General features: G+C 71.4%; 23 protein-coding genes and 1 tRNA gene. 15 read left to right on the forward strand and 9 right to left on the reverse strand.

All coding sequences use genetic code 11. The features are described from left to right. Window positions 1-206: 206 nt before the first annotated feature. Window positions 207-1,457: a glutamyl-tRNA reductase gene (locus B2K11_RS15615; RefSeq protein ID WP_163619540.1), complete on the reverse strand. Its 1,251-nt coding sequence runs from the start codon at window positions 1,455-1,457 to the stop codon at window positions 207-209. A 17-nt stretch (window positions 1,458-1,474) separates the two neighbouring features. Here B2K11_RS15615 and hemE point away from each other — a divergent pair, with 17 nt between their 5' ends. From hemE to B2K11_RS15655, 8 genes are all read left to right on the forward strand, one after another. Continuing rightward, window positions 1,475-2,533 carry a uroporphyrinogen decarboxylase gene (gene hemE, locus B2K11_RS15620; protein WP_163619542.1) on the forward strand — a complete coding sequence of 353 codons (1,059 nt, stop codon included), beginning with the start codon at window positions 1,475-1,477 and terminating at the stop codon, window positions 2,531-2,533. Further along, window positions 2,526-3,746, forward strand: coding sequence for an FAD-dependent oxidoreductase (locus B2K11_RS15625; protein ID WP_163619544.1), 1,221 nt, complete (start codon window positions 2,526-2,528; stop codon window positions 3,744-3,746). Before hemE ends, B2K11_RS15625 begins: the two co-directional genes overlap by 8 nt. 363 nt (window positions 3,747-4,109) lie before the next feature. Continuing rightward, window positions 4,110-4,793 (forward strand): hydrogen peroxide-dependent heme synthase, encoded by a 684-nt coding sequence (gene hemQ, locus B2K11_RS15630; RefSeq protein ID WP_163619546.1) that lies wholly within the window; start codon window positions 4,110-4,112, stop codon window positions 4,791-4,793. Beyond that, the gene (gene hemC, locus B2K11_RS15635; RefSeq protein ID WP_163619548.1) at window positions 4,790-5,722 is read left to right on the forward strand and encodes a hydroxymethylbilane synthase; all 933 of its coding nucleotides are present in this window, start codon (window positions 4,790-4,792) and stop codon (window positions 5,720-5,722) included. Before hemQ ends, hemC begins: the two co-directional genes overlap by 4 nt. A gap of 5 nt (window positions 5,723-5,727) precedes the next feature. Further along, window positions 5,728-6,702 carry a porphobilinogen synthase gene (gene hemB / locus B2K11_RS15640; RefSeq protein WP_204260158.1) on the forward strand — a complete coding sequence of 325 codons (975 nt, stop codon included), beginning with the start codon at window positions 5,728-5,730 and terminating at the stop codon, window positions 6,700-6,702. After that, complete coding sequence (gene hemL, locus B2K11_RS15645) at window positions 6,699-8,012, forward strand: glutamate-1-semialdehyde 2,1-aminomutase (protein WP_163619552.1); 1,314 nt, start codon at window positions 6,699-6,701, stop codon at window positions 8,010-8,012. Before hemB ends, hemL begins: the two co-directional genes overlap by 4 nt. Window positions 8,013-8,032: 20 nt before the next feature. Next, a complete protein-coding gene (locus B2K11_RS15650) occupies window positions 8,033-8,683 on the forward strand; it encodes a DUF6624 domain-containing protein (protein ID WP_163619554.1) in 651 nt (216 codons plus the stop codon). Between the two features lie 29 nt (window positions 8,684-8,712). Then, a complete protein-coding gene (locus B2K11_RS15655) occupies window positions 8,713-9,630 on the forward strand; it encodes a macro domain-containing protein (protein ID WP_163619556.1) in 918 nt (305 codons plus the stop codon). Between the two features lie 84 nt (window positions 9,631-9,714). On the opposite strand, the gene B2K11_RS15660 is transcribed toward B2K11_RS15655, so the two are convergent. The 4 genes from B2K11_RS15660 to galU form a co-directional block, all read right to left on the reverse strand. Beyond that, window positions 9,715-9,790: transfer RNA gene (locus tag B2K11_RS15660), tRNA-Ala, on the reverse strand. Window positions 9,791-9,856: 66 nt separating this feature from the next. Beyond that, window positions 9,857-10,912: a large exoprotein gene (locus B2K11_RS15665; RefSeq protein ID WP_163619557.1), complete on the reverse strand. Its 1,056-nt coding sequence runs from the start codon at window positions 10,910-10,912 to the stop codon at window positions 9,857-9,859. A gap of 121 nt (window positions 10,913-11,033) precedes the next feature. Beyond that, a complete protein-coding gene (locus tag B2K11_RS15670; protein ID WP_163619559.1) occupies window positions 11,034-11,663 on the reverse strand; it encodes a GNAT family protein in 630 nt (209 codons plus the stop codon). Between the two features lie 36 nt (window positions 11,664-11,699). Continuing rightward, a complete protein-coding gene (galU, locus tag B2K11_RS15675; protein WP_163619561.1) occupies window positions 11,700-12,587 on the reverse strand; it encodes a UTP--glucose-1-phosphate uridylyltransferase GalU in 888 nt (295 codons plus the stop codon). A gap of 82 nt (window positions 12,588-12,669) precedes the next feature. On the opposite strand from galU, the gene B2K11_RS15680 reads away from it, so the two are divergent. The 3 genes from B2K11_RS15680 to mscL are packed head-to-tail and all read left to right on the forward strand — an operon-like array spanning window position 12,670 to window position 14,037. Further along, entirely contained in the window at window positions 12,670-13,266 is a 597-nt protein-coding gene (locus tag B2K11_RS15680) for a 5-formyltetrahydrofolate cyclo-ligase (protein ID WP_163619563.1), read from the forward strand. Between the two features lie 17 nt (window positions 13,267-13,283). After that, the gene (locus B2K11_RS15685) at window positions 13,284-13,583 is read left to right on the forward strand and encodes an FmdB family zinc ribbon protein (RefSeq protein ID WP_163619565.1); all 300 of its coding nucleotides are present in this window, start codon (window positions 13,284-13,286) and stop codon (window positions 13,581-13,583) included. A gap of 43 nt (window positions 13,584-13,626) precedes the next feature. Further along, on the forward strand, window positions 13,627-14,037 hold the full coding sequence (mscL, locus tag B2K11_RS15690) for a large conductance mechanosensitive channel protein MscL (RefSeq protein ID WP_163619567.1): 411 nt from the start codon (window positions 13,627-13,629) through the stop codon (window positions 14,035-14,037). A 461-nt stretch (window positions 14,038-14,498) separates the two neighbouring features. Here mscL and B2K11_RS15695 read toward each other — a convergent pair whose 3' ends face one another. Together B2K11_RS15695 and B2K11_RS15700 are read right to left on the reverse strand one after the other, a co-directional pair. Continuing rightward, complete coding sequence (locus B2K11_RS15695; RefSeq protein ID WP_163619568.1) at window positions 14,499-14,699, reverse strand: hypothetical protein; 201 nt, start codon at window positions 14,697-14,699, stop codon at window positions 14,499-14,501. Beyond that, entirely contained in the window at window positions 14,686-18,468 is a 3,783-nt protein-coding gene (locus B2K11_RS15700) for an AAA family ATPase (RefSeq protein ID WP_163619681.1), read from the reverse strand. Before B2K11_RS15700 ends, B2K11_RS15695 begins: the two co-directional genes overlap by 14 nt. 210 nt (window positions 18,469-18,678) lie before the next feature. On the opposite strand from B2K11_RS15700, the gene B2K11_RS15705 reads away from it, so the two are divergent. The 3 genes from B2K11_RS15705 to B2K11_RS15715 all read left to right on the forward strand — a co-directional run bounded on the left by B2K11_RS15705 (window position 18,679) and on the right by B2K11_RS15715 (window position 21,131). Then, window positions 18,679-19,278 carry a methylated-DNA--[protein]-cysteine S-methyltransferase gene (locus B2K11_RS15705; RefSeq protein ID WP_163619570.1) on the forward strand — a complete coding sequence of 200 codons (600 nt, stop codon included), beginning with the start codon at window positions 18,679-18,681 and terminating at the stop codon, window positions 19,276-19,278. A gap of 252 nt (window positions 19,279-19,530) precedes the next feature. Further along, window positions 19,531-20,454 (forward strand): LuxR C-terminal-related transcriptional regulator, encoded by a 924-nt coding sequence (locus B2K11_RS15710; protein WP_239526118.1) that lies wholly within the window; start codon window positions 19,531-19,533, stop codon window positions 20,452-20,454. 323 nt (window positions 20,455-20,777) lie between these two features. Next, entirely contained in the window at window positions 20,778-21,131 is a 354-nt protein-coding gene (locus B2K11_RS15715; RefSeq protein ID WP_163619682.1) for an Lsr2 family protein, read from the forward strand. A 27-nt stretch (window positions 21,132-21,158) separates the two neighbouring features. Here B2K11_RS15715 and pntB read toward each other — a convergent pair whose 3' ends face one another. Next, a complete protein-coding gene (gene pntB / locus B2K11_RS15720) occupies window positions 21,159-22,586 on the reverse strand; it encodes a Re/Si-specific NAD(P)(+) transhydrogenase subunit beta (protein ID WP_163619574.1) in 1,428 nt (475 codons plus the stop codon). Beyond that, window positions 22,583-24,130: a Re/Si-specific NAD(P)(+) transhydrogenase subunit alpha gene (locus B2K11_RS15725; RefSeq protein WP_163619576.1), complete on the reverse strand. Its 1,548-nt coding sequence runs from the start codon at window positions 24,128-24,130 to the stop codon at window positions 22,583-22,585. The genes pntB and B2K11_RS15725 overlap by 4 nt, the downstream gene beginning before the upstream one ends. A gap of 391 nt (window positions 24,131-24,521) precedes the next feature. On the opposite strand from B2K11_RS15725, the gene B2K11_RS15730 reads away from it, so the two are divergent. Then, on the forward strand, window positions 24,522-24,803 hold the full coding sequence (locus B2K11_RS15730; protein ID WP_163619578.1) for a Fe-S cluster assembly protein HesB: 282 nt from the start codon (window positions 24,522-24,524) through the stop codon (window positions 24,801-24,803). Window positions 24,804-24,862 lie beyond the last annotated feature (59 nt).

A 24,862-nucleotide genomic window follows, 5' to 3' on the forward strand; every position in this document is an offset into this window, starting at 1 on the left:
GAGCGAGACGCACCCCCACCCAGCCCGAGCGACAACACCCCCACCCCAGCCCCGTCGTCGACCGAGCGAGACGCACCACGACCCAGCCCCGTCTTCGCCCGAGCGAGACGACGCCGACCGTCCCGCGCTCGTTCAGCGAGCAAGGAACGAGCGAGACGAAACGCCCGAGCGCATGCCCAACCGCAGCTGGCGGCGCCAGGTCTCCGCTACGCCGTTTCCCACAAGTCGTCGTCGGCGTCGACCGCGCCGGGTGCGTCGATCGACAGCCCGTGGAGCAACTCCAGCGCCGCGCGCGCCTCGTCGATCCGGCCCTCGACCGCCAGTTCGCGGATCCGTACCGACGGCTGGTGCAGCAGCACCCCGGCGAGGTGCCGCAGCGCGGCCTCGACCTCGTCGCCCGCGCCGCGTGAGCGGGCGCGCGCGATTTCGTCGTCGAGCGTCTTCAGCACGTCGGTGCGCAGCGCCGTGATCGCCGGACCTGCGAGGCGGTCGGCGTGGAACTCGGTCGCCGCGTCCCCCACGATGGCGCGTGCGTCGGCGTGCGCGTTGAACTCCTGGAGCGGAGCATGCAGCCGGATCGTCTCGAGGTCGAGCAGCTCCACACCGGCCACGGCGCCGACGGCCGGGTCGACGTTGCGGGGCAGTCCGAGGTCGATGACGAGCACGCGGCGCCCGGGAACGAAGGCGTCGGCGTGCACGACGGCGTCGGCGGTGCAGGTGATGACGACATCCGCCTCGGCCGCTGCCGCCGCGAAGTCCGACACCGGGATGAGTCCGTGCTGGGCGGCGAATCCCTCGGCCCGCCCCGACGGCGAGAACACGTGCACGTCGCCGGCGCCGCGAGCGCGCAGGGCGTCGACGGTGCGCGCGGCGTAGCGCCCGGTGCCCACGAGCACGACGCGGGCGGCCGCCCAGTCGGCGACACGGCTCGAGGCGAGCTCGAGCGCGAGCCGCACGAGTGAGCGGTGGGCGCCGCGCAGTTGGGTGCGGTTGCGCACGCCACGACTGGTGTGCGTCGCCTTCTGGAACAGGCGTTCCAGCTCGCTGCTGGTCATGCCGTCGGCACGTGCGGCGTCGAGGGCGCGACGCACCTGACCGGAGATCTCGTCTTCGCCGACGACCATCGACTCGAGGCCGCTGGTGACCGCGAACAGGTGGGCTGCGGCATCCGCCCCCTGGTGCACCGCGACGGACGCACGCAGCAGGTCGACGGAAACATCGGATGCCGCGGCCATCGCCTCGACGACCGACTCCACCGCGACGGCCTCGCCGCCGGTGAGCGGCTCGTCGATGTCGAGATACGCCTCGAACCGGTTGCACGTCGCGAGCACGACGGCGCCGGACACGAACAGCTCGTCATCCACGAGGGCGCGCGTCGCCGTGGGCGCTCCCACAGAGAGACGCTCCAGGACGTCGAGGCTCGCGTTCCGATGGTTCGCGGTCAGACAGAGGAGCACGACTCTAATCTTAACGTGTGTCTTTGCATGTCTCTCACCCTTCCGTTCTTCAGAGAAACGATCCGCCCGCGCTGATACGCGCGTACCGCGGCGATCGGCCGAGCCGCACCCCGGTGTGGTTCATGCGCCAGGCGGGACGATCTCTGCCCGAGTACCGAGAGCTGCGCGTGGGCACCGACATGCTCGACGCCTGCCTGAATCCCGAGCTCGCCAGCGAGATCACGCTGCAGCCGGTGCGCCGCCACGGCGTCGACGCGGGCATCTTCTTCAGCGACATCGTGATCCCAGTGCGTCTGTCGGGCGTCGACGTGCGCATCGTCGCGGGCCGTGGGCCGGTTCTCGAGAACCCGGTGAGGACGGCGGCGGATGTCGCGGCCTTGCCGCCGCTCGACCCCGAAGCGCTCGCACCCATCCGCGAAGCCGTCGCGCTCACCGTCGCCGAGCTCGGCACCACGCCGCTCATCGGCTTCGCCGGCGCGCCGTACACCCTCGCGTCGTATCTGGTGGAGGGCGGCCCGTCGAAGGAGCAGCTGCGGACCCGGGCCCTCATGCATTCCGACCCCGAGACGTGGTCGGCGCTGCTGACGTGGTGCGCCGAGATCACCGGCGCATTCCTCGCCGCCCAGATCGAGGCTGGAGCGTCCGCCGGGCAGCTCTTCGACTCGTGGGCGGGTTCGCTGAGCCTCGCCGACTACACCCGACACGTCGCGCCGTTCTCGGCGCGGGCGCTCGAGCCGGTGCGTGAGCTCGGCGTGCCGCTCGTGCACTTCGGCGTCGGCACCGGCGAGCTTCTCGCCGCGATGCGCGACGTCGGCGTCGACACGGTCGGCGTCGACTGGCGCCTGCCCCTTGATGAAGCCGTGCGTCGCCTCGGTCCCGACGTCTCGGTGCAGGGCAACATCGATCCCGCGCTGCTCCGCGCCCCGTGGCCGGTGCTCGAAGCCCACATCGTCGACGTGCTCGAACGCGGCCGCGCCGCCCGCGCGCACGTGCTGAACCTCGGCCACGGCGTTCCGCCCGACACCGACCCGACCGTGCTCACGCGCATCGTGGAGTTCGTCCACGCGCATGGCTGAGTCCCGCACGAGCAGTCGCTTCGCCGTCGTCGGAGGCGGCGTCGCGGGGCTCGTGGTCGCGCGCCGGCTCGTGGCGTCGGGCGCGGCTGTGACGCTGTTCGAGGCATCCGATCGCCTCGGCGGAACCGTCGCGCGGCACGAGGTGGGCGGGCTCGCCCTGGATGCCGGCGCCGAGAGCTTCGCCGTCCGCGGCGGGGTCGTCGCGGCGCTGCTCGCCGAACTCGGGCTCGCCGATGACATCGTCGCCCCCACTCCCGGGCCGGCGTGGCTCCAGCCCGTGACCGGCGAAGCAGTGCCGCTGCCGGCGACGGCGCTCCTCGGCATCCCGTCCGATCCGCTCGCTGCGGACGTCGTGCGGGTCGTCGGTCGCGCCGCCGCTGAGCGTGCGGTCGAGCTCGACGCCCGCCCTGTGGAAGCAGTGCCGCCGACACTCGGCGCCCTCGTCCGCGACCGCTTCGGCGACGAGGTTCTCGACCGCCTGGTCGCACCGGTGGTGCACGGCGTGCACTCGCAGCATCCCGACGACGTGCCCGTCGCCCGGGCACATCCGGGACTCGCCGATGCCGTTGCGAGCGCCGGCTCGCTCGGAGCAGCCGTCGCGCAGCTGCGCGCCGCCGCTCCACCGGGATCGGCGGTCGCCGGCCTTCGCGGCGGCGTCAACCGCATCGTGCCCGCACTCGCGGAGGATCTCACGCGCCGCGGCGGCGACATCCGTCTGAGTACGCCCGTCGACGACATCGCGACCCTCGACGGCATCGTCGTCGTCGCCGCGCCGAGCCTCGCGGCGCCGGGCGCACCCGGCCGTCGCATCGACCTCGTCACCCTCGTGGTGGAGCAGGACGAATTGGATGCCGCACCCCGCGGCACCGGACTGCTCGTCGCCGCCGGTGCACCGGTCGGCGCCCGCGCGCTCACCCACGCGACCGCGAAGTGGGCGTGGCTGCGCGACGCCGCCGCAGGCCGCCACGTGCTGCGCCTCTCGTACGACGCGACGCCGGCCGACCCCGTCGCCGCGGCACTCGCCGACGCCGAGACCCTCCTCGGCGTGCCGCTGCCGGTGGTGGTCGACGCCGCACACGTCTCGTGGGTGCGGCCGGCCGCCGCCGTCCCGCCGGGCGGAGTCACGGTCGTCGGCGAGACGGTCGCGGGTTCGGGCCTCGCCGGCCTGATCGCCCACGCCGAGCGCACGGCGTCCGAGCTCCTCACCCGCTGAGCGCCCCGCAGACGAGGCACTCCACGTCCGCGACGACGCCCCAAGCGTTTCGTCTCGCTCGTTCCTCGCTCGCTCAACGACCGCGGACGGGTCGGCCGGACAACCGGTCGTTGAGCGGAGGGCGCTCTGGCGCCCGCAGACGAAACGCGCTGAGGTTCCAGGCGTTTCGTCTCGCTCCTTCCTCGCTCGCTCAACGACCGATCGCCGGCCGGCCGGACAACCGGTCGTTGAGCGGAGGGCGCTCTGGCGCCCGCAGACGAAACGCGCTGAGGTTCCAGGCGTTTCGTCTCGCTCATTCCGCGCTCGCTCAACGACCGATCGCCGGCCGGGAATGCGACCGGCAAGGGATGAAATGATGGAGGCATGACCGACGTCGCGGCGAACCCCCTTGAAACCCTCGGCTACACCTTGTGGGCGGTCTTCCGGCGCAACTCCACCGCCGGCCCCTCGCCCGTCACCGACCTGGCGGCGGCAGTCGCCGAGGTCGAGGCATCCGGAGTCACCGTCCGCGGCTTCTACGACGTGTCGGGTCTGCGCGCCGACGCCGATCTGATGATCTGGCTCACCGGCACCGGCGTCGCCCCCGAGGTGCTGCAGTCCGCCCTGCGGACGCTGCGCCGCGCCGAGCCGCTCACGTCGCTCGTGCCGGTGTGGAACGCGATGGGCGTGCACCGCGACGCGGAGTTCACCGCCAGCCATCTCCCGGCGTTCATGCGCGATAAGGACCCCGAGGCCTGGCTCACCGTGTACCCGTTCGTGCGGTCATACGACTGGTACATCCTGCCCGACGAGGAGCGGCGGCAGATGCTCGCCGATCACGGGCGAAAGGGTGCCGCGCACCGCAGCGTCCTGAGCAACACCGTGGCGTCCTTCGCGCTCGGCGACTACGAGTGGATCCTCGCGCTCGAGGCACCCGAGCTCGTGGAGCTGGTCGACCTCATGCGCGACCTCCGCCAGACCGAGGCGCGCCGCCACGTGCGCGAAGAGGTGCCGTTCTACACCGGCCGCCGCATCGCCGTCGACGAGATCGCCGAGGTGCTCGCGTGAGCGCGTCATCCAGAAGCGCGCTGCGGATCGGCACGCGCGGCAGCACCCTGGCCCTCGCCCAGACCGGCATGGTGGCCGACGACCTCGCCGACGCGACCGGCGTCACCACCGAGCTCGTCACGATCACCACCGAAGGCGACCGCTCGAAGGAGCCGCTGTCCCGCGCCGGCGGCACGGGCCTCTTCACGGGTGCGCTGCGCGACGCGCTGCTCGCGGGCCAGTGCGACGTGATCGTCCACTCGCTCAAAGACCTCCCGACGGCGCCGCACGACCAGCTCGTCGTCGCCGCGATCCCGGCACGCGAAGACCCCCGCGACGCCCTGTGCGCGCGCGACGGGCTCACGCTCGCCAGCCTCCCCGCCGGCGCGCGGGTGGGCACCGGCTCGCCGCGGCGCATGGCGCAGCTGCGCGCCCGCCGCCCCGACCTCGAGGTCGTCGACATCCGCGGCAACGTCGACACGCGCCTGGGCAAGGTCACGAGCGGCGAGTTGGATGCCGTCATCCTCGCCGCCGCCGGACTCCGCCGCATCGGCCGCACCGAGGTCGTCACCGACTACCTCGACGCCGACTCCTGGCCGACGGCCCCGGGGCAAGGAGCTCTCGCGATCGAGGTGCGCCGCGGCGAGGAGGACCTCGTCCGCGCCCTCGACCATGCCGAGACCCGCGCCGCCGTGGAGGCCGAACGCGAGGTGCTCGCCCTTCTCGAGGCCGGCTGCTCCGCCCCCGTCGGCGCACGCGCCGTCGTGGACGCAGGACTCCTCCTGCTGTCGGCGCGCGTCTACAGCCTCGACGGCGCGACGGCTCTCACCTCCTCCCACGCCACCACGTGGCCTGAAGACGAGGGCGACCCGCCGCGAGAGGTCGCGGCATCCGTCGCCCGTGAACTGCTCGACGCCGGCGCCGCCGGCCTGACGGGAGAACGCCCGTGACCCCCATCGTCGGCCCCACGACCCGCCCCCGCCGTCTGCGCGCGACGCCTGCGATGCGCCGCCTCGTCGCCGAGACCCGCCTGCACCCGGCCGAGCTCATCCTCCCGATGTTCGTGCGCGAGGGCGCCACCGAGCCCGTGCCGATCTCGTCCATGCCGGGTGTCGTGCAGCACACCACCGAGAGCCTGAAGAAGGCGGTGACGGATGCCGCGGCCGCCGGCATCGGCGGCATCATGCTGTTCGGCGTGCCCGAGCACAAGGACGCCACGGGTTCCGGTGCGACCGACCCCGACGGCATTCTGAACGTGGCGACCCGCATCGCAGCCGCCGAGGCGGGCGACGCACTCGTCGTGCAGACGGACCTCTGCCTCGACGAGTTCACCGACCACGGTCACTGCGGCGTGCTGGATGCGAGCGGCTACGTCGACAACGACGCCACGCTCGAGCGCTATCGCGACATGGGCGTCGCCCAGGCCGAGGCCGGCTCGCAGCTGCTGGGCCTGTCGGGCATGATGGACGGCCAGGTCGCCGCCGTGCGCGACGCGCTCGACGGCGCCGGCTTCGCGAACACCCCGATCCTCGGCTACGCCGCCAAGTACGCGTCGGCGTTCTACGGCCCGTTCCGCGAGGCGGTGCAGTCCTCGCTCGAGGGCGACCGCCGCACCTACCAGCAAGATCCGGCGAATCGCCGCGAAGGCGCGCTCGAGGTCGACCTCGACATCGCCGAGGGCGCCGACATCGTCATGGTGAAGCCCGCGATGAGCTACCTCGACGTGCTCGCCGACACGGCGGCCGCGAGCCCCGTGCCGGTGTGGGCCTACCAGGTGTCCGGCGAGTACGCGATGATCGAGGCCGCCGCCGCGAACGGCTGGATCGACCGCCGCCGCGCGATCGAGGAGTCGGTGATCGGCATCCGTCGCGCCGGCGCCGATGCCGTGCTGACCTACTGGGCGCTGGAGCTTGCGGAGTGGATCCGATGACGACGAACGAGCAGGAGTTCGCCCGTGCCCGCGGCGCGATGCCGGGCGGCGTGAACTCGCCGGTGCGAGCCTTCGGCTCGGTGCACGAGACGCCGCGCTTCTTCGTGGCGGCCTCGGGACCGTACGTCACCGACGTCGAGGGCCGCGAGTACGTCGACCTCGTCGGCTCGTGGGGTCCCGCGATCCTCGGGCACGCGCATCCCGCCGTCGTGAAGGCGGTTCAGGATGCCGCGGCCCACGGTCTCAGCTTCGGCGCGAGCACGCCCGGCGAGACGGAGCTGGCCGAGCTGATCGCCGCCCGCGTGACGCGGGCGGACCATTCCCCGGTCGAGCGCGTGCGCCTCGTCTCGACCGGCACCGAGGCCACGATGACGGCGATCCGCCTCGCGCGCGGCGCGACGGGGCGAGACCTCGTCGTGAAGTTCGCAGGCCACTACCACGGGCACTCCGACGGACTCTTGGCCGAAGCGGGCTCGGGCGTCGCGACCCTCGCGCTGCCGGGCTCGGCGGGTGTTCCCGCACCGATCGCCGCGCAGACCCTGGTGATCCCCTACAACGACCTCGACGCCGTGCGCGAGGTCTTCGCCGCCCGCGGCGAAGACATCGCGGCGATCATCGTCGAGGCGGCGCCCGCGAACATGGGCATCGTGCCTCCTGCACACGGCTTCAACGCCGCGATCGCCGACATCGCCCACGCGCACGGCGCGCTCCTGATCCTCGACGAGGTGCTGACGGGGTTCCGCGTCGGCCCCGCCGGCTGGTACGGCATCGACCCGGTGCCGTTCGCGCCCGACCTCATCACGTTCGGCAAGGTCGTCGGCGGCGGGCTGCCGCTCGCTGCACTCGGCGGCTCGGCGGCGCTCATGGAGCTGCTCGCGCCGCTCGGACCGGTGTACCAGGCCGGCACGCTGAGCGGCAACCCGCTCGCCGTCGCGGCCGGGCGCACCACGCTCGACCACCTCGACGCCGACGCCTACGCCCGCATCGACGCCGCCGCGACGACGATCGCGGACGCCGCGGCATCCGCTCTCACCGAAGCCGGTGTGACGCACGTCGTGCAGCGCTCGGGCAACCTGTTCTCGATCCAGTTCGCCGCCGAGCCGCCCGTCGACTACGACACGGTCAAGGCGCAGGAGGCGTACCGCTACCCGCCGTTCTTCCGCGCCATGCTCGCTCAGGGCGTCTCGCTGCCGCCGTCGGTGTTCGAGGCGTGGTTCGTCTCGGCCGCGCACGACGACGCCGCCGTGTCGCGCATCGTCGACGCGCTTCCCGCAGCCGCACGAGCCGCCGCCGAGGCACGGCCCGGCTGACACCCGACGAGAGGACGACGATGTCCCGACGCACCCTCGCCGCGACCGGCCTCCTGCTGGCCGGTCTCGCGCTCGTGGCGTGCGCTCCTTCGGCGGTTCCCCCGGGCACAACACCGTCTGGCACCGCAACACGGGCGGCGACGGATGCTGCGGACCGCGCGCCGAGCCCGACATGGACGCCGTCCGGATTCGACGCCGCGCTGTCGGCCGAGCTCATCGAGATGCTCGCGCAGGACCAGGCCGATCGGCTCGCCGGCGACGGGGACGGCACCGACGAGGAGCGCACGGAGCGCCTGCGCGAGATCATCGTCGCGCACGGCTGGCCGACGTACTCGCTGGTGGGTGAGGAGGCGGAAGACGCGGCGTGGGCGATCGCCCAGCACTCGGACCATGACCCCGACTTCCAGCGCGAGGCGCGGGAGTGGCTGCGCATCGCCGTCGAGAACGACGACGCCTCACCCGGCAACCTCGCCTACCTGACCGACCGCATCGCCGTGGGAGCCGGCGAGCCGCAGACGTACGGCACGCAGATCGGTTGCGGCGAAGACGGCCCCACGCCCTCGACGCCCATCGCCGACGAGGCAGCGGTCGACGAGCGACGCGCCGAGGCCGGCCTGGCGCCCCTTGCGGACTACTACGCCGAACTCGAAGCCGTCTGCGCCGCGGAATAGCGCTGGCACGCGCACAGGGAGAGGAATCGATGACACGCCTCCTCGCCGTCCACGGCGACATCACCGCTCAGACCACCGACGCGATCGTCAACGCCGCCAACAACGCCATGCGCGGCGGAGGCGGCGTCGACGGTGCGATCCACCGCGCGGGCGGCCCCGACATCCTTCGGGACTGCATCGCGCGCTTCCCGCACGGGCTTGCGACGGGCGATGCCGGCTGGACGACCGGCGGCCGACTCGCCGCCCGGTGGGTCGTGCACACGGTGGGACCGGACTACGGCGCCGGCCAACGTGATCGCGGGCTGCTCGAATCCTGCTACCGGCGGTCGCTCGAGGTGGCCGGCCAGCTGGGCGCCCGCAGTATCGCCTTCCCGCTGATCAGCGCCGGAGTGTACGCCTGGCCGCGGCGCGAGGCCATCACCGCCGCGATCGACACGATCGCCGCCGCGGGGACCTCGCTCGACAGCGTGTCGCTCGTCGCACACGACAAGCGTGTGCACGGCGAGATCGCCTCGGCACTCGTGATGACGACATCCGTCCGCATCCTGCAGGGCGTGCGCGAGCTGCACCGGCGGGGGTTCCATGGCCTGCGGGTGCAGCCCGGGATGGCACCTTCGGGCATGTACTGGAGGATCGTGCTGTCGGATGCCGCCGACCCCGACGCCACGATCCACTACACCTCGGGCGCCGAGACGGAGTTCGCGGGCGGCGGCACCGTCGACGCGATGTCGACGCCGACCGCCGTCGCCGAGCTGATCCTGCGGGCTCTCCCCCGCCTCGCAGCCTCCCACGACGCTCCCGAGTATACGGCGTGGTTCGCCGGGCTTCTCGCGGCGGTCGAACCGCAGCACGCGCTGCCCGTCTCATTCGCCGACTACTTCGACGCCGGCGCCGGCTGGGAGATCGGCTGGGGCAGCGGGTTCCGCTATCCCCCACCGCCGGAATGACCGGGGCGCATCCGTACCCGGCCGTCTGAAAGTCCGTCGGACCGGGCAAAAGCAGAAGGCCCCCGCGCTGCGGGAGCCTTCTTGTGGTGGACCTGAGGGGAATCGAACCCCTGACCTCCTCGATGCGAACGAGGCGCGCTACCAACTGCGCTACAGGCCCGTGAACCTCAGAAACACTATCACGGTTCGAGGTCCGTCCCGAATCGGCGGGACCCCTCGGAAGGCCCTATTCGCCCGCGGCGCGACGTGTCAGAAGCTGGCGAACGTGGGCCTCGATCTCGGCGTCGTCGACGTACCCCATGCGGGTGTAGTCCGACTCCGCAGACGCTGCGCGGGCGGTCCGCGCGGTGTCGATCGACGTCGGCTGCTGGGCCTCGGCGCGGGCCAGCATGGCCTGCTCGAGGGCGGCTTGCCGGAGCGCCGCACGCGCGGCCTCGGCATCCAGCACGGCGGCGGCACGGGACCCGGCCGACGCGGTGAGCGGTCGCGGCAGGTCGCGCGGAGCCCATTCCCGCTGCTCGCGCTCGAGCGCGACGTCCTGCAGCTCCGCGGCCCGCTGCTCGGCGGCCCGCCGCTCGGAGGCACGGCGGGGTACGGCATCCGTCTGTCGCACGACGGCACGCGCCGCCACGCGGGACAGGCGATGAAGGGTCGTGCCCGACACCAGCACGAGACCGACGCCCACCCACAGCAGCGTCTGGACACCCGCGGTGAGCGTCTCGAACACTCCCCACGCGGCGAGCCCGAGACCGCCGAGGCCCACGAGCGTCGCGACCAAGCGGAAGACGCGGCGCACGCGCGCGCGGCGCGCCGCAGGGATCGCCCGCGCGGCGGCGAGCTCGGCACGCGCAGCCTCCTCGGCCGATGCGCGCGCGGCGCGCGCCCGCTCGAGGTCCACTCGGGCGGCCGCCTCAGCGGCGACGCGCTCGGTGCGGGCGCGCTCGCGCTCGAGCCGCGCCGTGGCTTCGGCCACCTCACGCTCGGTGCGGGCGCGCTCCAGGTCGACGCGCGCTTCTTCGAGTGCCGCATGTTCGCGCTCGGCAAGTGCGCGCTTGGCGAGCCGCTGCTGCGCGGCGGCGGTGCGGGCGTTGAGCTCGAGCCGCACCTCTTCCGGCGTCTCGCTCGTCTCGGCGAGCACGCGCAGCGCCTGGTTGAGGCGAACGGCGTTGCGCTCGGCGGCGTCGAACTGGCGGCGGCTGTGCCACGACGGGAGCAGGTAGACGAGCCACAAGCCCACGGCGACGAGAACGATCACTCCCCCGCCCCACACCTGCCCGCCCATGCAGACCACGGTATGCGACGGATGCCTGAGGCCTCGGCACCCGCTGGCGTGTCCCTCAACCCCGCCCGGTGTGCGACCTTGACGCGCTCACGTGCAAATGCACGCCCCGGGACCTGTATCGCTACGCGTGCAGGCGGTCGCTGGGCGGCACCGTGGCCGCATCCTGGGGAGCCCGGCCCGACACCCAGCGCTGCAGCACGCCGTCGGGCACGTCCTCGCGTACCAGGGCGAACGCGTAGTGGTCGCGCCAGTCGCCGTCGATGTGGATGAACCGCCGCCGCAGCCCCTCGTAGCGGAAGCCGAGCTTCTCGACCACGCGCAGGCTGGCGCGGTTCTCGGGGCGGATGCAGATCTCCATGCGGTGCAGCCGCAGCTCCGAGAAGCAGATGTCGGTGGCGAGCGCCACGGCGGTCGGCGTGATGCCCCGGCCCGCGAACCGCTCGCTCACCCAGTACCCGATCGTGGCGGAGGCCAGTGAGCCGCGCGCGATCCCCCACACGTTCAGCTGGCCCGCGATCTCACCGTCGTACTCCATGACGAAGGGTACGCCGGCGCCGTCGCGGTACTGCTGCAGCAGCCGGCGCACGCCCATCCGCATGTCGAACGACACCGGCCCGTCGGGGCTGGTCGCCTCCCACGGGCGCAGCCAGCCGCGATTGGACAGCAGCTCGTTCTGCAACACGCGCGCGTCGCGCTGGCGCACGAGGCGGATGGCCACCGAGCCATGCCTGCGGGGAGCCGACAGATCCACGAGACTCCCTCGAACGGGCGGCGCCGGATCCGAAGATCAGAGGTTCGCCGCGAACTCCTTGAACCAGGGACGCAGTGCGGGGCCGAGATCGTCGCGATCCGCCGCGAGCTGCACGATGGCCTTGATGTAATCCACCCTATCGCCGGTGTCGTAGCGACGGCCACGGAAAACCACGCCGTACACACCCGGACCGTCGGGGTCGGCAGCGAGCTCCTGCAGCGCGTCGGTGAGCTGGATCTCGCCACCCTTGCCCGGCTGGGTGCGCTCCAGGATCTCGAACACGCTCGGCGACAGCACGTAGCGGCCGATCACCGCGAGGTTCGACGGTGCATCCTCAGCACTGGGCTTCTCGACGAGCCCGTTGACCTTGACGACGCCGTTGCCGTCGGTCGACTCGACCGAGGCCACACCGTACAGGTTGATGTGCTCGGGGTCGACCTCCATGAGGGCGACGATCGCCGCGCCGGTGCGCTCGTGCTCCGCGATCATGGTGGTGAGCAGCTCGTCCCGCTCGTCGATCAGGTCGTCGCCCAGCAGGACGGCGAAAGACGCGTCGCCGACGTGCGCCTTTGCGCGCAGCACCGCGTGGCCGAGGCCCTTCGGCTCACCCTGACGCACGAAGTGGATGTCGGCGAGATCGCTCGACTCCAGCACACGGCGCAGGCGATCGGTGTCGCCTTTGTCCTTCAGCTTCTCTTCGAGCTCGGGGACCGAGTCGAAGTGGTTCGAGATCGCGTTCTTGTTGCGGCCGATGATCACCAGGATGTCGTCGATGCCGGCCTTCGCCGCCTCTTCGACGACGTACTGGATCGCCGGCTTGTCGACGACAGGGAGCATCTCCTTGGGCATCGCCTTCGTTGCCGGGAGGAAGCGCGTGCCGAGGCCGGCGGCCGGAATGACGGCCTTGATCGGAGAATGAGGCATTCCCCGAGTCTAGAGGTGGCGCCGCCGATGTCCGATTTCGCGCGCGACCGGGAGCGGAGCCGCGCGCCGTAGAATCGACACCATGTCCGACGCCATCGCCGATGCGAAGCGCGCCCTGCGCGCAGAGCTTCGCGAGCGCCGCCAGCTGATCACCCCGCAGGCCCGCGAACTCGCCGAGGCCGGCATCCGCGCTCAGTTGGACGCCCTCGTCGCCGAGCACGGTGCGGAGGCGATCTCCTGCTTCCTGTCGATCACCACCGAGCCCGGCACACGTTCCTTCGTGACGGATGCCGTGGCCCGCGGCATCCGTGTCCTGCTTCCGGTGACGCGCACCGACGGCCTGCTGGACTGGGCGGTCGCCACCCGCGAGGGCGACATCGCCGAGGGGATGTTCGGACTCCCCGAGCCCGTCGGAGAGCTGCTCGGACCGATCGCCGTCAACGACGTGGACCTGCTGATCATCCCCGCCGCCGCGGTCGATCGCACCGGGATGCGGCTCGGCTGGGGCCGCGGCTTCTACGACAAGACCATCGGGTCGATGGAGCGCTGCCCTCCCGTGTACGCGGTCGTCTTCGACTCCGAGTTCGTCGACGAGCTTCCGAGCGACGAACTCGATCAGCGCGTCACCGGCGTCGTCACGCCCACGCGCACCATCACCCTCGCGTCCACCCGGCGCTGATACCCACCGAGAGAGCCATGCCCACCTACGCCTACGCCTGCAAGCAGTGCGGTCACCGCTTCGACGCGGTGCAGTCCTTCGCCGACCCCACCCTCACCGAATGCCCCGAGTGCGGCGGCGTGCTGCGCAAGGAGTACGGCTCGATCGGCGTGACCTTCAACGGCTCCGGCTTCTACCGCACCGACTCGCGCGCGGGCGCCAAGAGCGGCGGCGCCGCTTCGAGCGGGGGGACGGATGCCTCGAGTGGCGCCTCCTCGTCGACTTCGACATCATCGAAGACCGAGGCGAAGGCCTCACCCGCGTCGTCCGGATCCTGACCGTCCGGAGCCCCCGGCGCGGTCGACACCCAGGGGGGTATCCGTGATCAAGGGCTTCAAAGAGTTCATCCTGCGCGGCAACGTCATCGACCTGGCGGTCGCTGTCGTCATCGGCGCCGCGTTCACCGCGGTGGTGAACGCGATCGTGTCGAGCATCATCAATCCGATCATCGCCCTCTTCTGGAAGCCGGACGAGAACGGCACCATCGGCATCACCGTGAACGGCCTGTGGGGTCCCGTGACCTTCCCGATCAGCGAGCTGATCAACGCGATCATCGCCTTCCTCGCGGTCGCGATCGTGGTCTACTTCGTGTTCGTGCACCCGATGAATGTGCTCAAGGAGCGAGCAGCCGCCAAGGCGGGGATCACGCCCGCCGACGAGGAGCCCAAGCTTCCCACTGAGCAGGAGATCCTGGTCCAGATCCGCGATCTCCTGGAGAAGCAGAAGGCCTGACCCCCGCCCTGCACGTCGCTCGCGCTCCCTTCGCGGGCCGACGAGGCCCGTCTCCTCGCCCCCGGTCGTTGAGCGAGCGAGGAACGAGCGAGACGAAACGCCCGCACCCGGCGCATCGGATCAGCCCGACACGTTTCGTCTCGGTCGCTGGCGCTCCCGCGCTCAACGACCGGAATTCGAGCACACCCTGCCCCCGGTCGTTGAGCGAGCGAGGAACGAGCGAGACGAAACGCCCGTACCCGGCGCATCGGATCAGCCCGACGCGTTTCGTCTCGGTCGCTGGCGCTCCCGCGCTCAACGACCGGGACTTTACTCGCGGTCGTTGAGGGAGCGAGGAACGAGCGAGACGAAACGCCCGCACCCGGCGCCGCAGGTCGGCCCGACGCGTTTCGTCTCGGTCGCTGGCGCTCCCTCGCTCAACGACCGGAACACCGACCCCGCAGGCGGCGCACAGCCCCGGGTCAGTAGTGCGGGGGGACGTCGCGCCGCAGGCGCTCGTCGTTCGGCCCGGAGGACCCGGGAGCCGCGTCGGGCGCCGCGGCCGCGGCATCCGTCGTCTCGTCGCCGGGTACGGGCTCGGCACTCGTGCCGGGCGCGGGGGTCAGCTTCGCGCGGCGTGAGCCCTTGACCCGCTCGATGCGCTGACGGTCACTCGACGACATCGATGGGCTGGGTCTCGTTGTCGACCCGGGGGGCGTCGGGCGGCACGCCCAGCATCGTGGCGATGCGCTGGGCGACATCCGCGGGGTCGCGGTACAGGTCGAACGAGTGCACGCGCACGTAGTGCCAGCCGAGGCGTCGCAGGATCTGCGGGCGCAGGCGGAGCGACTCGCGCAGTGATTCGCCGATGGTCTCGGGATCGCTCTCGACCACGACGGCCTTGCCGTCGTACTGCGCGACGAGCGGCAGCAGTCCGCGATAGTGCACGTCGACCGAGAGCCCCGCGCGGCGCAGCTCACGGGCGAGCGCCCTGGTCAGTGGATCCGCGAGGTCTTCGAGCCGCGCCTCGCGCGAGCGCGCGGCGATGCCGCCGAGGATCGCCATGAGCGTCGCGGCGCCGTACTCGAGGCGCCCCTCGTCGAAGGCGGAGGGACGGATCGACGACACGATCACCATCGAACGGCGGGCGCGGGTCATGCCCACCGTGAGCAGCCGCTCGCCATCCGGCGACGAGAGGTCGCCGAAGTCGCTCAGCACGCGGCCATGCTTGGTGAGACCGAAGCCGAGCGAGAAGACCACGCGGTCGCGGCTCTCGGCGACCGACTCCTCGAGGGTCAGCACGGCGAAGGGCTCCGCCGTGTCGCGTGAGACGAAGTCGGCCACGTCGGAGCGCCCGGCGAAGGCGGCCTCGACGGCGCCGCGGATGCGCTCGGCGTGCCGCGCGCTCGCGGTGACGACCATGAGCGACTCGTTCCCCCGGTTGACCGCGTGCTCCACCACGAGCGTCACGACGCGCGCCACCTCGGAGTCGGGACTCTCGACGGCGCCGGTGATGGGGTCGGGTGCGCCGTGGCCGCCCTCGACGTAGTCGACGGCGAGGCTGCCTCGACCGAGGTACGAGCCTGCCCACGGCAGCGACACGAGCTCGCCGCCGTAGAACGCGTCGTTGACGAGCGCGGCCAGGTCCTCGCCACCCGCGCGGTAGCTGCGGGTGAGTGTCTCGACCGGCAGCAGCTCGGCGAGGCGCTCGAACACGCTCGTCCCATCGAACGGCACCTCGTCGTCCGCACCCTCGGCAGGTGCGCCGTTCCCGTTGCTCGTCCCGTTGCTCGACCCGTTGCTCGTCGCGTTGCTCGGAGGCGGCGTGGCGGCGTCCGCCACCGCGGAGCCGGCGGCGACGCGGAACGGCGTCGGCTTCTGCGTGACCGGGTCGCCGAACGCCACGACCTGGCCGCCTCGACGGAGCGCGGGTGCGGCCTCGGCGAGGCAGAGGGCTCCGGCATCCGCCAGAATCACGACGTCGAACGCGACAGCGTCGGGGATGCGCGGCACCTCGTACGGCGACGCCAGCCACACCGGCGCCAGCGTGCGCGAGAGCGTCGGCGCGACGCTCGCGAGCTCGGCGGCGGTGATCGCCCCGCGCTTGAGCGCCTGCTTGAGCCCGGCGGCCTCGTCCGCGTGGTCGACGATCCCGATGCGCCACTGGGTGGCGAGATGGGCGGCGAGAAGGGGACCGGATGCCGCGGCATGGGCTTCGTCGACGAGCCGGAAGTCCCGCTCCAGCCGGTCGACGACGGCGGTGTTGGCACCGAGCACCGCGCGGTCGGTGCGCAGCAGCAGCTCGAGCGCGGACTGCCACCACGCGTACTCGAGCTCGCCCGCCACCTCGTCCTCGGGCACGTGACGCACCGACAGCTCGAGCAGCAGGGGCTCGAGCCCCATTGCAGCGAGCTCGCTGCGCAGCGTCGCGCGCTCCTTGAGGTTGTCGAACACGTCGGAGTCGGCGGCGAGGCCGGCGAGCGTGCGCACCAGGTGCTTCACGGGCAGCGTCGCGAGCCGGTCGGGGTCGGTGCGGCCGAGGGCCGCGTCGAGCTCGCCGAGCTCGGCATCCACCCGCTGCCACGCCACCTGCACATCGGCGAGGCCCAGCGGCACCTCGGGGGTGACGCCGGTCTCGACGTACCGCTGCCACTCGGTGCGCTGCTGCTGGATGCGGACGAGTGCCTCGTACATGTCCGGCACGTGCACGCCGGGGCGCAGGTATTCGCGCGAGAGCCGCCGCAGGCGACGGCGGTTGGCGCCGGTCATGTCCGGCGCCTCGCGCCGCGGCGCGTGCGCCTGGATCAGCTCGCCGAGCGGGCGCTCGAAGACGGTGAGGCTGAACCGGTCGAGCGAGTCACGGATGCCGCGCAGCAGGCGCAGGTACACCCCGAGTTCTGCGATGGTCTGGAAGGGACGCATGCGCGTCTGCGCGATCAGCTCGTAGCCGCGCTCCAGCAGCGTGGGCACGTCGCTGCGGTGCAGCTTGCCGGCGAGCGCATGGGCGCCGCGGGCTTCTTCCACCGTCGTGAACGTGACGCCGTACCAGGGCGAGTCGTCGGGGCCGAACCGGAACTCGCCCAGCCGGGCCGCCGCGGCGAGCTTGGCCGCGGCATCCTGTCGCGTCGTCGCCAGACGCTCGAGCGCCTTCTCGTCGAAGCGGGCCTCGGTCACCGGCGCGCCGCCTCGCTCGGCGAGGAGCGACAGCTCGCGCAGGATGTGGAGGACGGACACCCCGAACGACGGATGCCGCGCCGTCACGGCGGCGCGGTAGTCGCGGAGCACGCCGCGAAGGCGTACCAGCGCATCGTCGATGTCGGAGACCTTAGGCGCCTGGGCCTTCTCGTTGCGGCCGATCGCACGGATGAGGTCGCGCTGCAGTCGGTCGGGCGAGACAGCGAGGCCTGGAAGCCCGATGCCGGCGAGCCGGTGTCGCACGCCGTCGAGGGTCGAGCGCCGTGCGCTCACCACGAGGACCCGCTTGCCGTCGCGCACCAGCGCGCCCACGGCGTTGATGACGGTCTGCGTACCCCCGGTGCCGGGCAGTGTGTGGACGACGAGGGACTGACCGTCGGACACGCGCGCGAGAACGCGCTCCTGCTCGGAGTCCGCGTCGAGCAGCAGCATGTCGGCTGCGGGAGGGCGCTCGTCCGGGCTGGTCGGCACGGGTCCACGGCGATGGAGCGTGAGCGACTCGCGGTCGGCGACGTGACCCGCCAGGGCGTTCAGCACGCGATGGTCGAGATCGGTCGCGTCGAGCGCCATGTCGCCGCCCACGTCGGCGAAGCTCGACACCAGCAGGCGGGGCTTCACGACGAAGCTCTCGCTGGATGCCGTCAGCGCACGGATGTGGTCGATCACCGGCTGCGGCTTGAAGACGCCGTTGTCGTAGGCGAGGGCGGCGAGGCCGCCGGCGTCGATCATGATCCCGAAGTGGGTGTGCATCGCGCGGATGAGCTCGGGATTGACCGAGAACGTCCCGTGCAGCTTGAGCTCGAAGTCGCCGTGGTGGCGGCGGATCGCGAGCGGCCGCAGCAGCACCGGCGCACTCCAGCCGATTCCGCCGACACGCCAGTTCGCGAGGCCGACGGCGAGGCGCACGGCATCGAGGCCGCGCGTGGTGCGCAGTTCCTGATCCTTCGCGGTGATGCGCTCGGCGGCCAGCCGCGCGTTGCGGAGCGCGACCTCGTCGCGGAAGAGGTTGGAGAGCAGCGTCGAGCGGCCGGTGATGAACTGCGGGAGGCTGCCGGGATGCGCCTTCGTGATCTCGATGGAGGCGTCCTGGCCGTCCGAGAAGTGCAGCAGCGTCGAGCGGCCGCCCAGCGCGGCCGACTGCTGGCGGAGCCGGTCGCGCTCGGACTCGGCGACGTGCACCACGGTGACGTCGGGATCGGCGAGACCCAGATCACCCGGGGTCACGTCGTACCCGCGCTCGGCATCTTCTGAGCCCAGCACGGCGCTCCGTTCTGCTCGCCACACACGTGCCACCCTAAAGGCGGGGACTGCCGGGTACTTGCAATGGACCTGAGTTTCGCGGTATTGGACGCGGTCGCGACCTGCCCTCCCGCGCCGGTTCCTCCCCAACGCATGACCTTGCGCGGCTTCCCACAGAACGTCACGTGCACCCGCCGCAGGGTCGGCGCTGCGGGCCAGGATGGTCGCATGACACCCGAGGACTCCCCCCGTTATCGCGTCCACCCGTCGCCGATCGGCGACGTCCTCATCGTCACGACCGCCGACGGCATCGTGACCCTCCATCCCTTCGACGGCCCCCTGCACGCCGAGATCGAACGGGTCGCGCTGCGGCTGCGCGCGCTGCCGATTAGGGACGAGACAGCGGATGCCGTGGCCCCGGGTTCTGCTCCCGACGCCGGCGCCGATGCCGGTGGCCTGTTCGACGTCGCGATCGCCCAGCTCGATGAGTACTTCGACGGCGATCGCCACGAGTTCGACCTTCCGCTGGACTGGCGGCTCGTCCGCGGCTTCACGCGGGCGGCGCTCGAGGCCGTGTGCGACATCCCGTACGGCGAGACGGCGAGCTACGGCGAGGTGGCGATCTCTGCGGGCATCCCGCGTGCCGCCCGCGCGGTCGGCACCGCGTGCGCGACCACACCGTTCTCGGTGGTGGTCCCGGTGCACCGCGTCGTGCGAGCGGACGGCTCTCTCGGTGAGTACGGCGGGCAGCCGGAGATGAAGCGGTTCCTCATCGACCTCGAGCAGGGGCCGATAGTTCCGACGGCGCCGAGTCTGGCGGGTCGTTGAGCGAGCGAGGAACGCGGTCGTTGAGCGAGCTTGCGAGTCGAAACGCAGAGACGAAACGCCTCGGAGGCTCGGGCGCAACCCGGACACGGCCGTGCCCACCCCGCCCGTCCGGCACAAAGCTGGCGGCGGGCGTGTAGGCCGCCCGCACGCCGCGGGGCCCGGGGAATGCACACCCGGGCCTCGCACTCCCCAGTGGTAAAGTCGGGCCTACGAATGGCGGCGAGGACGCCGTCACCCCGGAAGCAGGTACTCGTGGGCGCGTCCCTCCCACATCGTTCGCCGAACCCCGATCGCAATCGCGCGGGCGCCGGCGCGGCCGTCGATGCCTTCGGCAGTGACGCGGGCGACATTAGGGCGCTCGACCACGCGGTCGCCGAGCTCGTGCGCCGGACGCGATTCCCTGTCGGGTTCGGCGGACTCGCGCAGGGCGACGCGATCCACGTCACCTCGATCCACGGCGCCCACACCCGCGCACTGGAAGGTCTCGTGGTCGAGGCCTCGCGCGGACTCGGCGGGCGCGCGTTCGTCGAGAAGCGCCCGCGCCTCGCCGTGGACTACGGATCGTCGCGCAGCATCACGCACGACTACGACCGCGCCGTGCTCGGAGAGGGCATCTCCACCCTGTTCGCGGTTCCCGTCATGGTGGGCAATCGTGCCCGGGGCATCATCTATTGCGGGTCGTGGGCCGAGTCGCCGGTGGGCGATGTCGTCGCCCGGCCCGCGTTCGCCGTCGCCGAAGAGCTCTCGAGCGAGCTGCGCATCCGCGAGGAGGTGCAGCGCCGGCTCACCCTCGCCCCCTCGCCTGCGGGACCTGCCGCGATGCCCGCCACCACCCGCGAAGAGCTGCGCGAGACGTACGCCGAGCTGCGCAGCATCGCCGCCGTCGTCGACGATCCGGCGCTGCGCGCACGGCTCGCGCGCCTTGAGCAGCGCCTGGCCGCCCTCTCGCACGACGCGTCCGAGCCGTCCCTCGAGCTCGACGTGCGCCTCTCGCCGCGTGAGGTCGACGTGCTCGCGTGCGCGGCGCTCGGCGCCACCAACGCCGAGATCGCGACGACCCTCGACCTGAAAGAGGGCACGGTCAAGTCGTACCTGCAGTCCGCCATGGCGAAGCTGGATGCCTCGACCCGCCACGCCGCCGTCGTCACGGCGCGTCGCGCCGGCCTCCTCCCCTGACCCACGTCGCCCTTCCGGTCGTTGAGCGAAGGGCGCTCTGGCGCCCGAGACGAAACGCCCCGAGTGTCCGAAAAGGCTCGAGGCGTTTCGTCTCGCTCGTTCCTCGCTCGCTCAACGACCGGCACCGGGCCCCGCAACCTCAACCCGCGGAACTTCAACGCACGGTCGTTGAGCGAAGGGCGCTCTGGCGCCCGAGACGAAACGCCCCGGACCATCGCGAATCGTCGGAATTCGGCATCCATTCGAATTGCTCGAGCGACCAATTCTCCACATCGCCGAATTCTCGAATGGTCGACGGCGACAATTGGGGCTATTCTTCCAGCATGGCCCGAAGAATCGTTCACCAGCTCGTCGACGACATCGACGGCACCCTTTTGGAAGTCGGCGAAGGCGAGACAGTTCTGTTCTCCCTCGACGGCGTCGCATATGAGATCGACCTCACCGACGAGAATGCCGCCGCATTGCGCACCAGCCTCGAGCGGTACACCAAGGCGGCGCGCACCGTGTCCTCCGCTCGCGCGACCTCCAGCGCCGCGTCGGCCGGGCGAAAGCGCCGCCGCAGCGGCCAGCAGGATTTCAGCGCCGTCCGGGAGTGGGCCAAGCAGAACGGCTATCAGGTCTCCGAGCGGGGCCGGGTTCCGGCATCCGTTCTCGAAGCCTATGAGGCGGCGCACTGACGCACGCCGCCTCGCGGCTTTTACGGTTCAGCGCACGTCTGAAGTGCGCGAGAGCTGGAAGAGAATCTCGTCGACTTTCTCTTTCGCGTCGCCGAACAGCATCTGGGTGTTCTCGCGATAGAAGAGCGGATTCTGCACGCCCGCATATCCGGATGCCATCGACCTCTTGAAGACGATGACATTCTGGGCCTCCCAGACCCGCAGCACCGGCATTCCGGCGATCGGGCTGCTCGGATCCTCGGCGGCGGCCGGGTTGACCGTGTCATTGGCGCCGATGACGAGCACGACGTCGGCGGCTGAGAGGTCATCGTTGATCTCATCCATCTCGAGGACGATGTCGTACGGCACCTTGGCCTCCGCGAGGAGCACATTCATGTGCCCGGGCAGGCGGCCGGCGACCGGATGGATGCCGAACCGCACCTCGACGCCGCGCTCTCGGAGCTTCTGCACCAGGTCGGCGACACCGTGCTGCGCCTGGGCGACGGCCATGCCGTAGCCCGGCGTGATGACGACGGTCGAGGCGCCGGCGAGCATGTCGGCCGCGCTCTCGGCGTCGGTCTCGCGGTGCTCGCCGTAGTCTTCGTCGCTCGAGCGCGGCGCCTCGATGCCGAAGCCACCGGCGATCACCGACAGGAAGGAGCGGTTCATCGCCTTGCACATGATGTAGCTCAGGTAGGCACCGGACGAGCCGACCAGCGCACCCGTGACGATGAGCAGGTCGTTGTTCAGCAGGAAGCCCGCCGCCGCGGCGGCCCAGCCGGAGTAGCTGTTGAGCATCGAGACGACGACCGGCATGTCGCCGCCGCCGATCGACGCGACCAGGTGCCAGCCCAGCGCCAGCGCCAGCAGCGTCACCGCGATGAGGAGCCACAGCTCGGGCGTGATGACGTACCAGACGGTCAGGACGAGGAACGCGACGAGCGCACCGATGTTGAGCGCGTTCTTGCCGGGCAGCATGAGCGGCTTCGACGAGATCCGCGCCGACAGCTTCAGGAACGCGACGATCGATCCCGTGAAGGTCACGCCACCGATGAACACGCCGATGAACACCTCGGCGTGGTGGATGTCGGCGAGCGCGCCCTCCAGGCCCGTGTCGTACAGCGCCCCGTTCCAGCCGACGAGCACCGCCGCGAGACCAACGAAGGAGTGCAGCAGGGCGATGAGCTCCGGCATCCCGGTCATCTCCACCACCCGCGCGCGCCAGAGCCCGATCGCGGCGCCGACGACCACGGCGACGACGAGCAGCACGAGCCCGGTCGTCGCCTGCGCGTCGCCCCATGCACCCGCGGCAGTCACCCACACGGTGGCGACCAGCGCGATGGCCATGCCGAGGATGCCGAACGTGACGCCTCGGCGGCTGGTCTCGTGCTTGCTGAGTCCCGCGAGGCTGAGGATGAACAGCAGCGCGGCGACGATGTAGGCGGCGCCCGCCACCTGGCCGGCGACGGCGGTCATCGGGTCTCCCCCTTCTGGAACATCGCGAGCATGCGCCGCGTGACGGCGAAGCCGCCGAAGATGTTGATGCTCGCGAGCAGCACGGCGATCGCAGCGAGGATCTGCACGGTGAGATCGGGCAGCGTGATCTGCACCATCGCACCGACGACGATGATGCCCGAGATCGCGTTGGTGACGCTCATGAGCGGCGTGTGCAGCGCGTGGGCGACGTGGCCGATGACGTAGAAGCCGACGACGATCGCGAGCGTCAGCACGAGGAAGTGCTGCGGCAGCGGGGGCGGCGCGAACGCGCAGATCGCGAACAGCGCCGCGATGCCGGCGACGATCAGTCCGGTGCGGGCGCCCGCCGACATCGGCTTCTTCGCCGCGGCCACCGGCGCGGTGGTCGCCCTCGCGGATGCCGGTGCCGCCGACACCTGAACCGGGGGCGGCGGCCACGTCACCGCACCGTCCTGCACGACGGTCACGGTGCGCTGCACGACATCGTCGAAGTCCAGCGTCAGCTCGCCATCCTTGCCCGGGGTGAGCAGCTTCAGCAGGTTGACGAGGTTCGTCGCGAACAACTGGGACGCCTGCTGCGGCAGGCGGCCGGGCAGATCCGTATAGCCGAGGATCACGACGCCGTTCTCGGTGACGACCTTCTCCCCCGCGACGGATCCTTCGACGTTGCCGCCCTGCCCGGCCGCCATGTCGACGATCACGCTGCCGGGCCGCATCGAGGCGACGTCGGCGGCGGTGATGAGCCGCGGCGCCGGACGGCCGGGAATCAGCGCCGTCGTGATGATGATGTCGACGTCGGCGGCCTGCTCCGAGTAGATCTCCGCCGCCCGACGGTCGTACGCCTCGCTCGTGGCCTTGGCGTAGCCGTCTGCCGAGACCTGCTTCGCCTCGTCGGGCACCACCACCTCGACGAACTGGCCGCCGATCGACGCGACCTGGTCGGCCACCTCCGGCCGCGGATCCGTCGCACGCACGATCGCACCGAGGCTCGAGGCTGCGCCGATCGCAGCGAGTCCCGCCACACCGGCACCCGCGACGAGCACCTTCGCCGGGGGCACCTTGCCCGCCGCGGTCACCTGCCCGGTGAAGAACCGGCCGAACTCGTGCGCGGCCTCGACGACGGCGCGATAGCCGGCGATGTTGGCCATCGAACTCAGCACGTCCATCGACTGCGCCCGTGAGATCCGCGGCACCGCATCGAGCGCGATCGCGGTGATCCCCCGGGTTGCCAGCGCCTCGACGAGGTCAGGACGCAGCGCCGGGCTCAGTGTCGCGATGATCGTCGCGCCGTCTGCGAGCCGGTCGATCTCGGCCGGCGTCGGCGCGACGACCTTGAGCACGATCGGCGACGCCCAGGCGGTGGCGCCGTCGACAACGGTCGCTCCGGCCTGCGCGAACGCGGCGTCCGGGAACGACGAGGCGGCTCCGGCGCCGGACTCGACGACGACGTCGTAGCCGAGGGCGATGAGTTTGGGGACGGTGTTCGGGGTCGCCGACACCCGGTTCTCTCCGGGCGCTTCGGCCACGATGCCAATGCGGGTCATGCGTTCCTCTGGGTCTGATGAGCAAGTCTCTTGTGCAGCGCGCTGCTGCCCGGGCAAGGAGTCCGCGAGCAACCTCGTTGGGCACTCGCGACGACGCCTCCACCATGTCAGACCGCGGCGTGGATCGACCCCGCGTTGTCCCCGACACGATGACAAGAATCACAGATCTTGCTCGCTGCGCACCACATCTGTCCTTCTTGGCAGGCAGTCGGACCGTCGGCTTCGCACCGCGTCTCACCAGAGCCGGGCACGAAGTTCGGCTTCGCATCCATGGACGACCGAAAACGTGGGAACTCCCTCCGAATGCGAGCTCCGCGGCGCGTAGGGGTTGCATCTGCCGTGGGATCTCGGAATCGTGGCCGACTCGGAACCGCACGAGGAAAGGAAAAGCATGCTCACGCTGACCCAGACCGCCGCTGAGGCCGTCGAAGAACTCATCGCCCGCGTCCCGCTCGCCGAAGACGGAGGTGTGCGTATCCGCGACACGGGAAGCTCCGAAGGATTCGAACTGAGCGTCGTGCCGGTCCCCGAGGCGACCGACACCGTCGTGGTCGAGGGCGGCGCCCGCGTCTTCCTCGACGAGACCGCTGCTTCGGTTCTCGAGAACCGCGTCCTCGACGCAGAACTGTCGAACGACGGCGCCGTGCGCTTCGCCCTCGGCGACCAGGGCTGACGAGCTCACGAAGGGCCCCGGCATCCGTTCAAGGATGCCGGGGCCCTTCGCCTGCCGCT

The sequence above is a fragment of the Microbacterium sp. B35-30 genome, from assembly GCF_010634855.1.
GTDB lineage: Bacteria > Actinomycetota > Actinomycetes > Actinomycetales > Microbacteriaceae > Microbacterium.

Bases quoted from the DNA above. Each gene is read 5' to 3' on its own strand.
- B2K11_RS15625 (WP_163619544.1), top strand. From the start codon at position 2,526: ATGGCTGAGTCCCGCACGAGCAGTCGCTTCGCCGTCGTCGGAGGCGGC.
- hemQ (WP_163619546.1), top strand. From the start codon at position 4,110: ATGACCGACGTCGCGGCGAACCCCCTTGAAACCCTCGGCTACACCTTG.
- hemL (WP_163619552.1), top strand. From the start codon at position 6,699: ATGACGACGAACGAGCAGGAGTTCGCCCGTGCCCGCGGCGCGATGCCG.
- B2K11_RS15650 (WP_163619554.1), top strand. From the start codon at position 8,033: ATGTCCCGACGCACCCTCGCCGCGACCGGCCTCCTGCTGGCCGGTCTC.
- B2K11_RS15655 (WP_163619556.1), top strand. From the start codon at position 8,713: ATGACACGCCTCCTCGCCGTCCACGGCGACATCACCGCTCAGACCACC.
- B2K11_RS15665 (WP_163619557.1), bottom strand. From the start codon at position 10,912: ATGGGCGGGCAGGTGTGGGGCGGGGGAGTGATCGTTCTCGTCGCCGTG.
- galU (WP_163619561.1), bottom strand. From the start codon at position 12,587: ATGCCTCATTCTCCGATCAAGGCCGTCATTCCGGCCGCCGGCCTCGGC.
- B2K11_RS15680 (WP_163619563.1), top strand. From the start codon at position 12,670: ATGTCCGACGCCATCGCCGATGCGAAGCGCGCCCTGCGCGCAGAGCTT.
- B2K11_RS15685 (WP_163619565.1), top strand. From the start codon at position 13,284: ATGCCCACCTACGCCTACGCCTGCAAGCAGTGCGGTCACCGCTTCGAC.
- B2K11_RS15695 (WP_163619568.1), bottom strand. From the start codon at position 14,699: ATGTCGTCGAGTGACCGTCAGCGCATCGAGCGGGTCAAGGGCTCACGC.
- B2K11_RS15705 (WP_163619570.1), top strand. From the start codon at position 18,679: ATGACACCCGAGGACTCCCCCCGTTATCGCGTCCACCCGTCGCCGATC.
- B2K11_RS15715 (WP_163619682.1), top strand. From the start codon at position 20,778: ATGGCCCGAAGAATCGTTCACCAGCTCGTCGACGACATCGACGGCACC.
- pntB (WP_163619574.1), bottom strand. From the start codon at position 22,586: ATGACCGCCGTCGCCGGCCAGGTGGCGGGCGCCGCCTACATCGTCGCC.
- B2K11_RS15725 (WP_163619576.1), bottom strand. From the start codon at position 24,130: ATGACCCGCATTGGCATCGTGGCCGAAGCGCCCGGAGAGAACCGGGTG.
- B2K11_RS15730 (WP_163619578.1), top strand. From the start codon at position 24,522: ATGCTCACGCTGACCCAGACCGCCGCTGAGGCCGTCGAAGAACTCATC.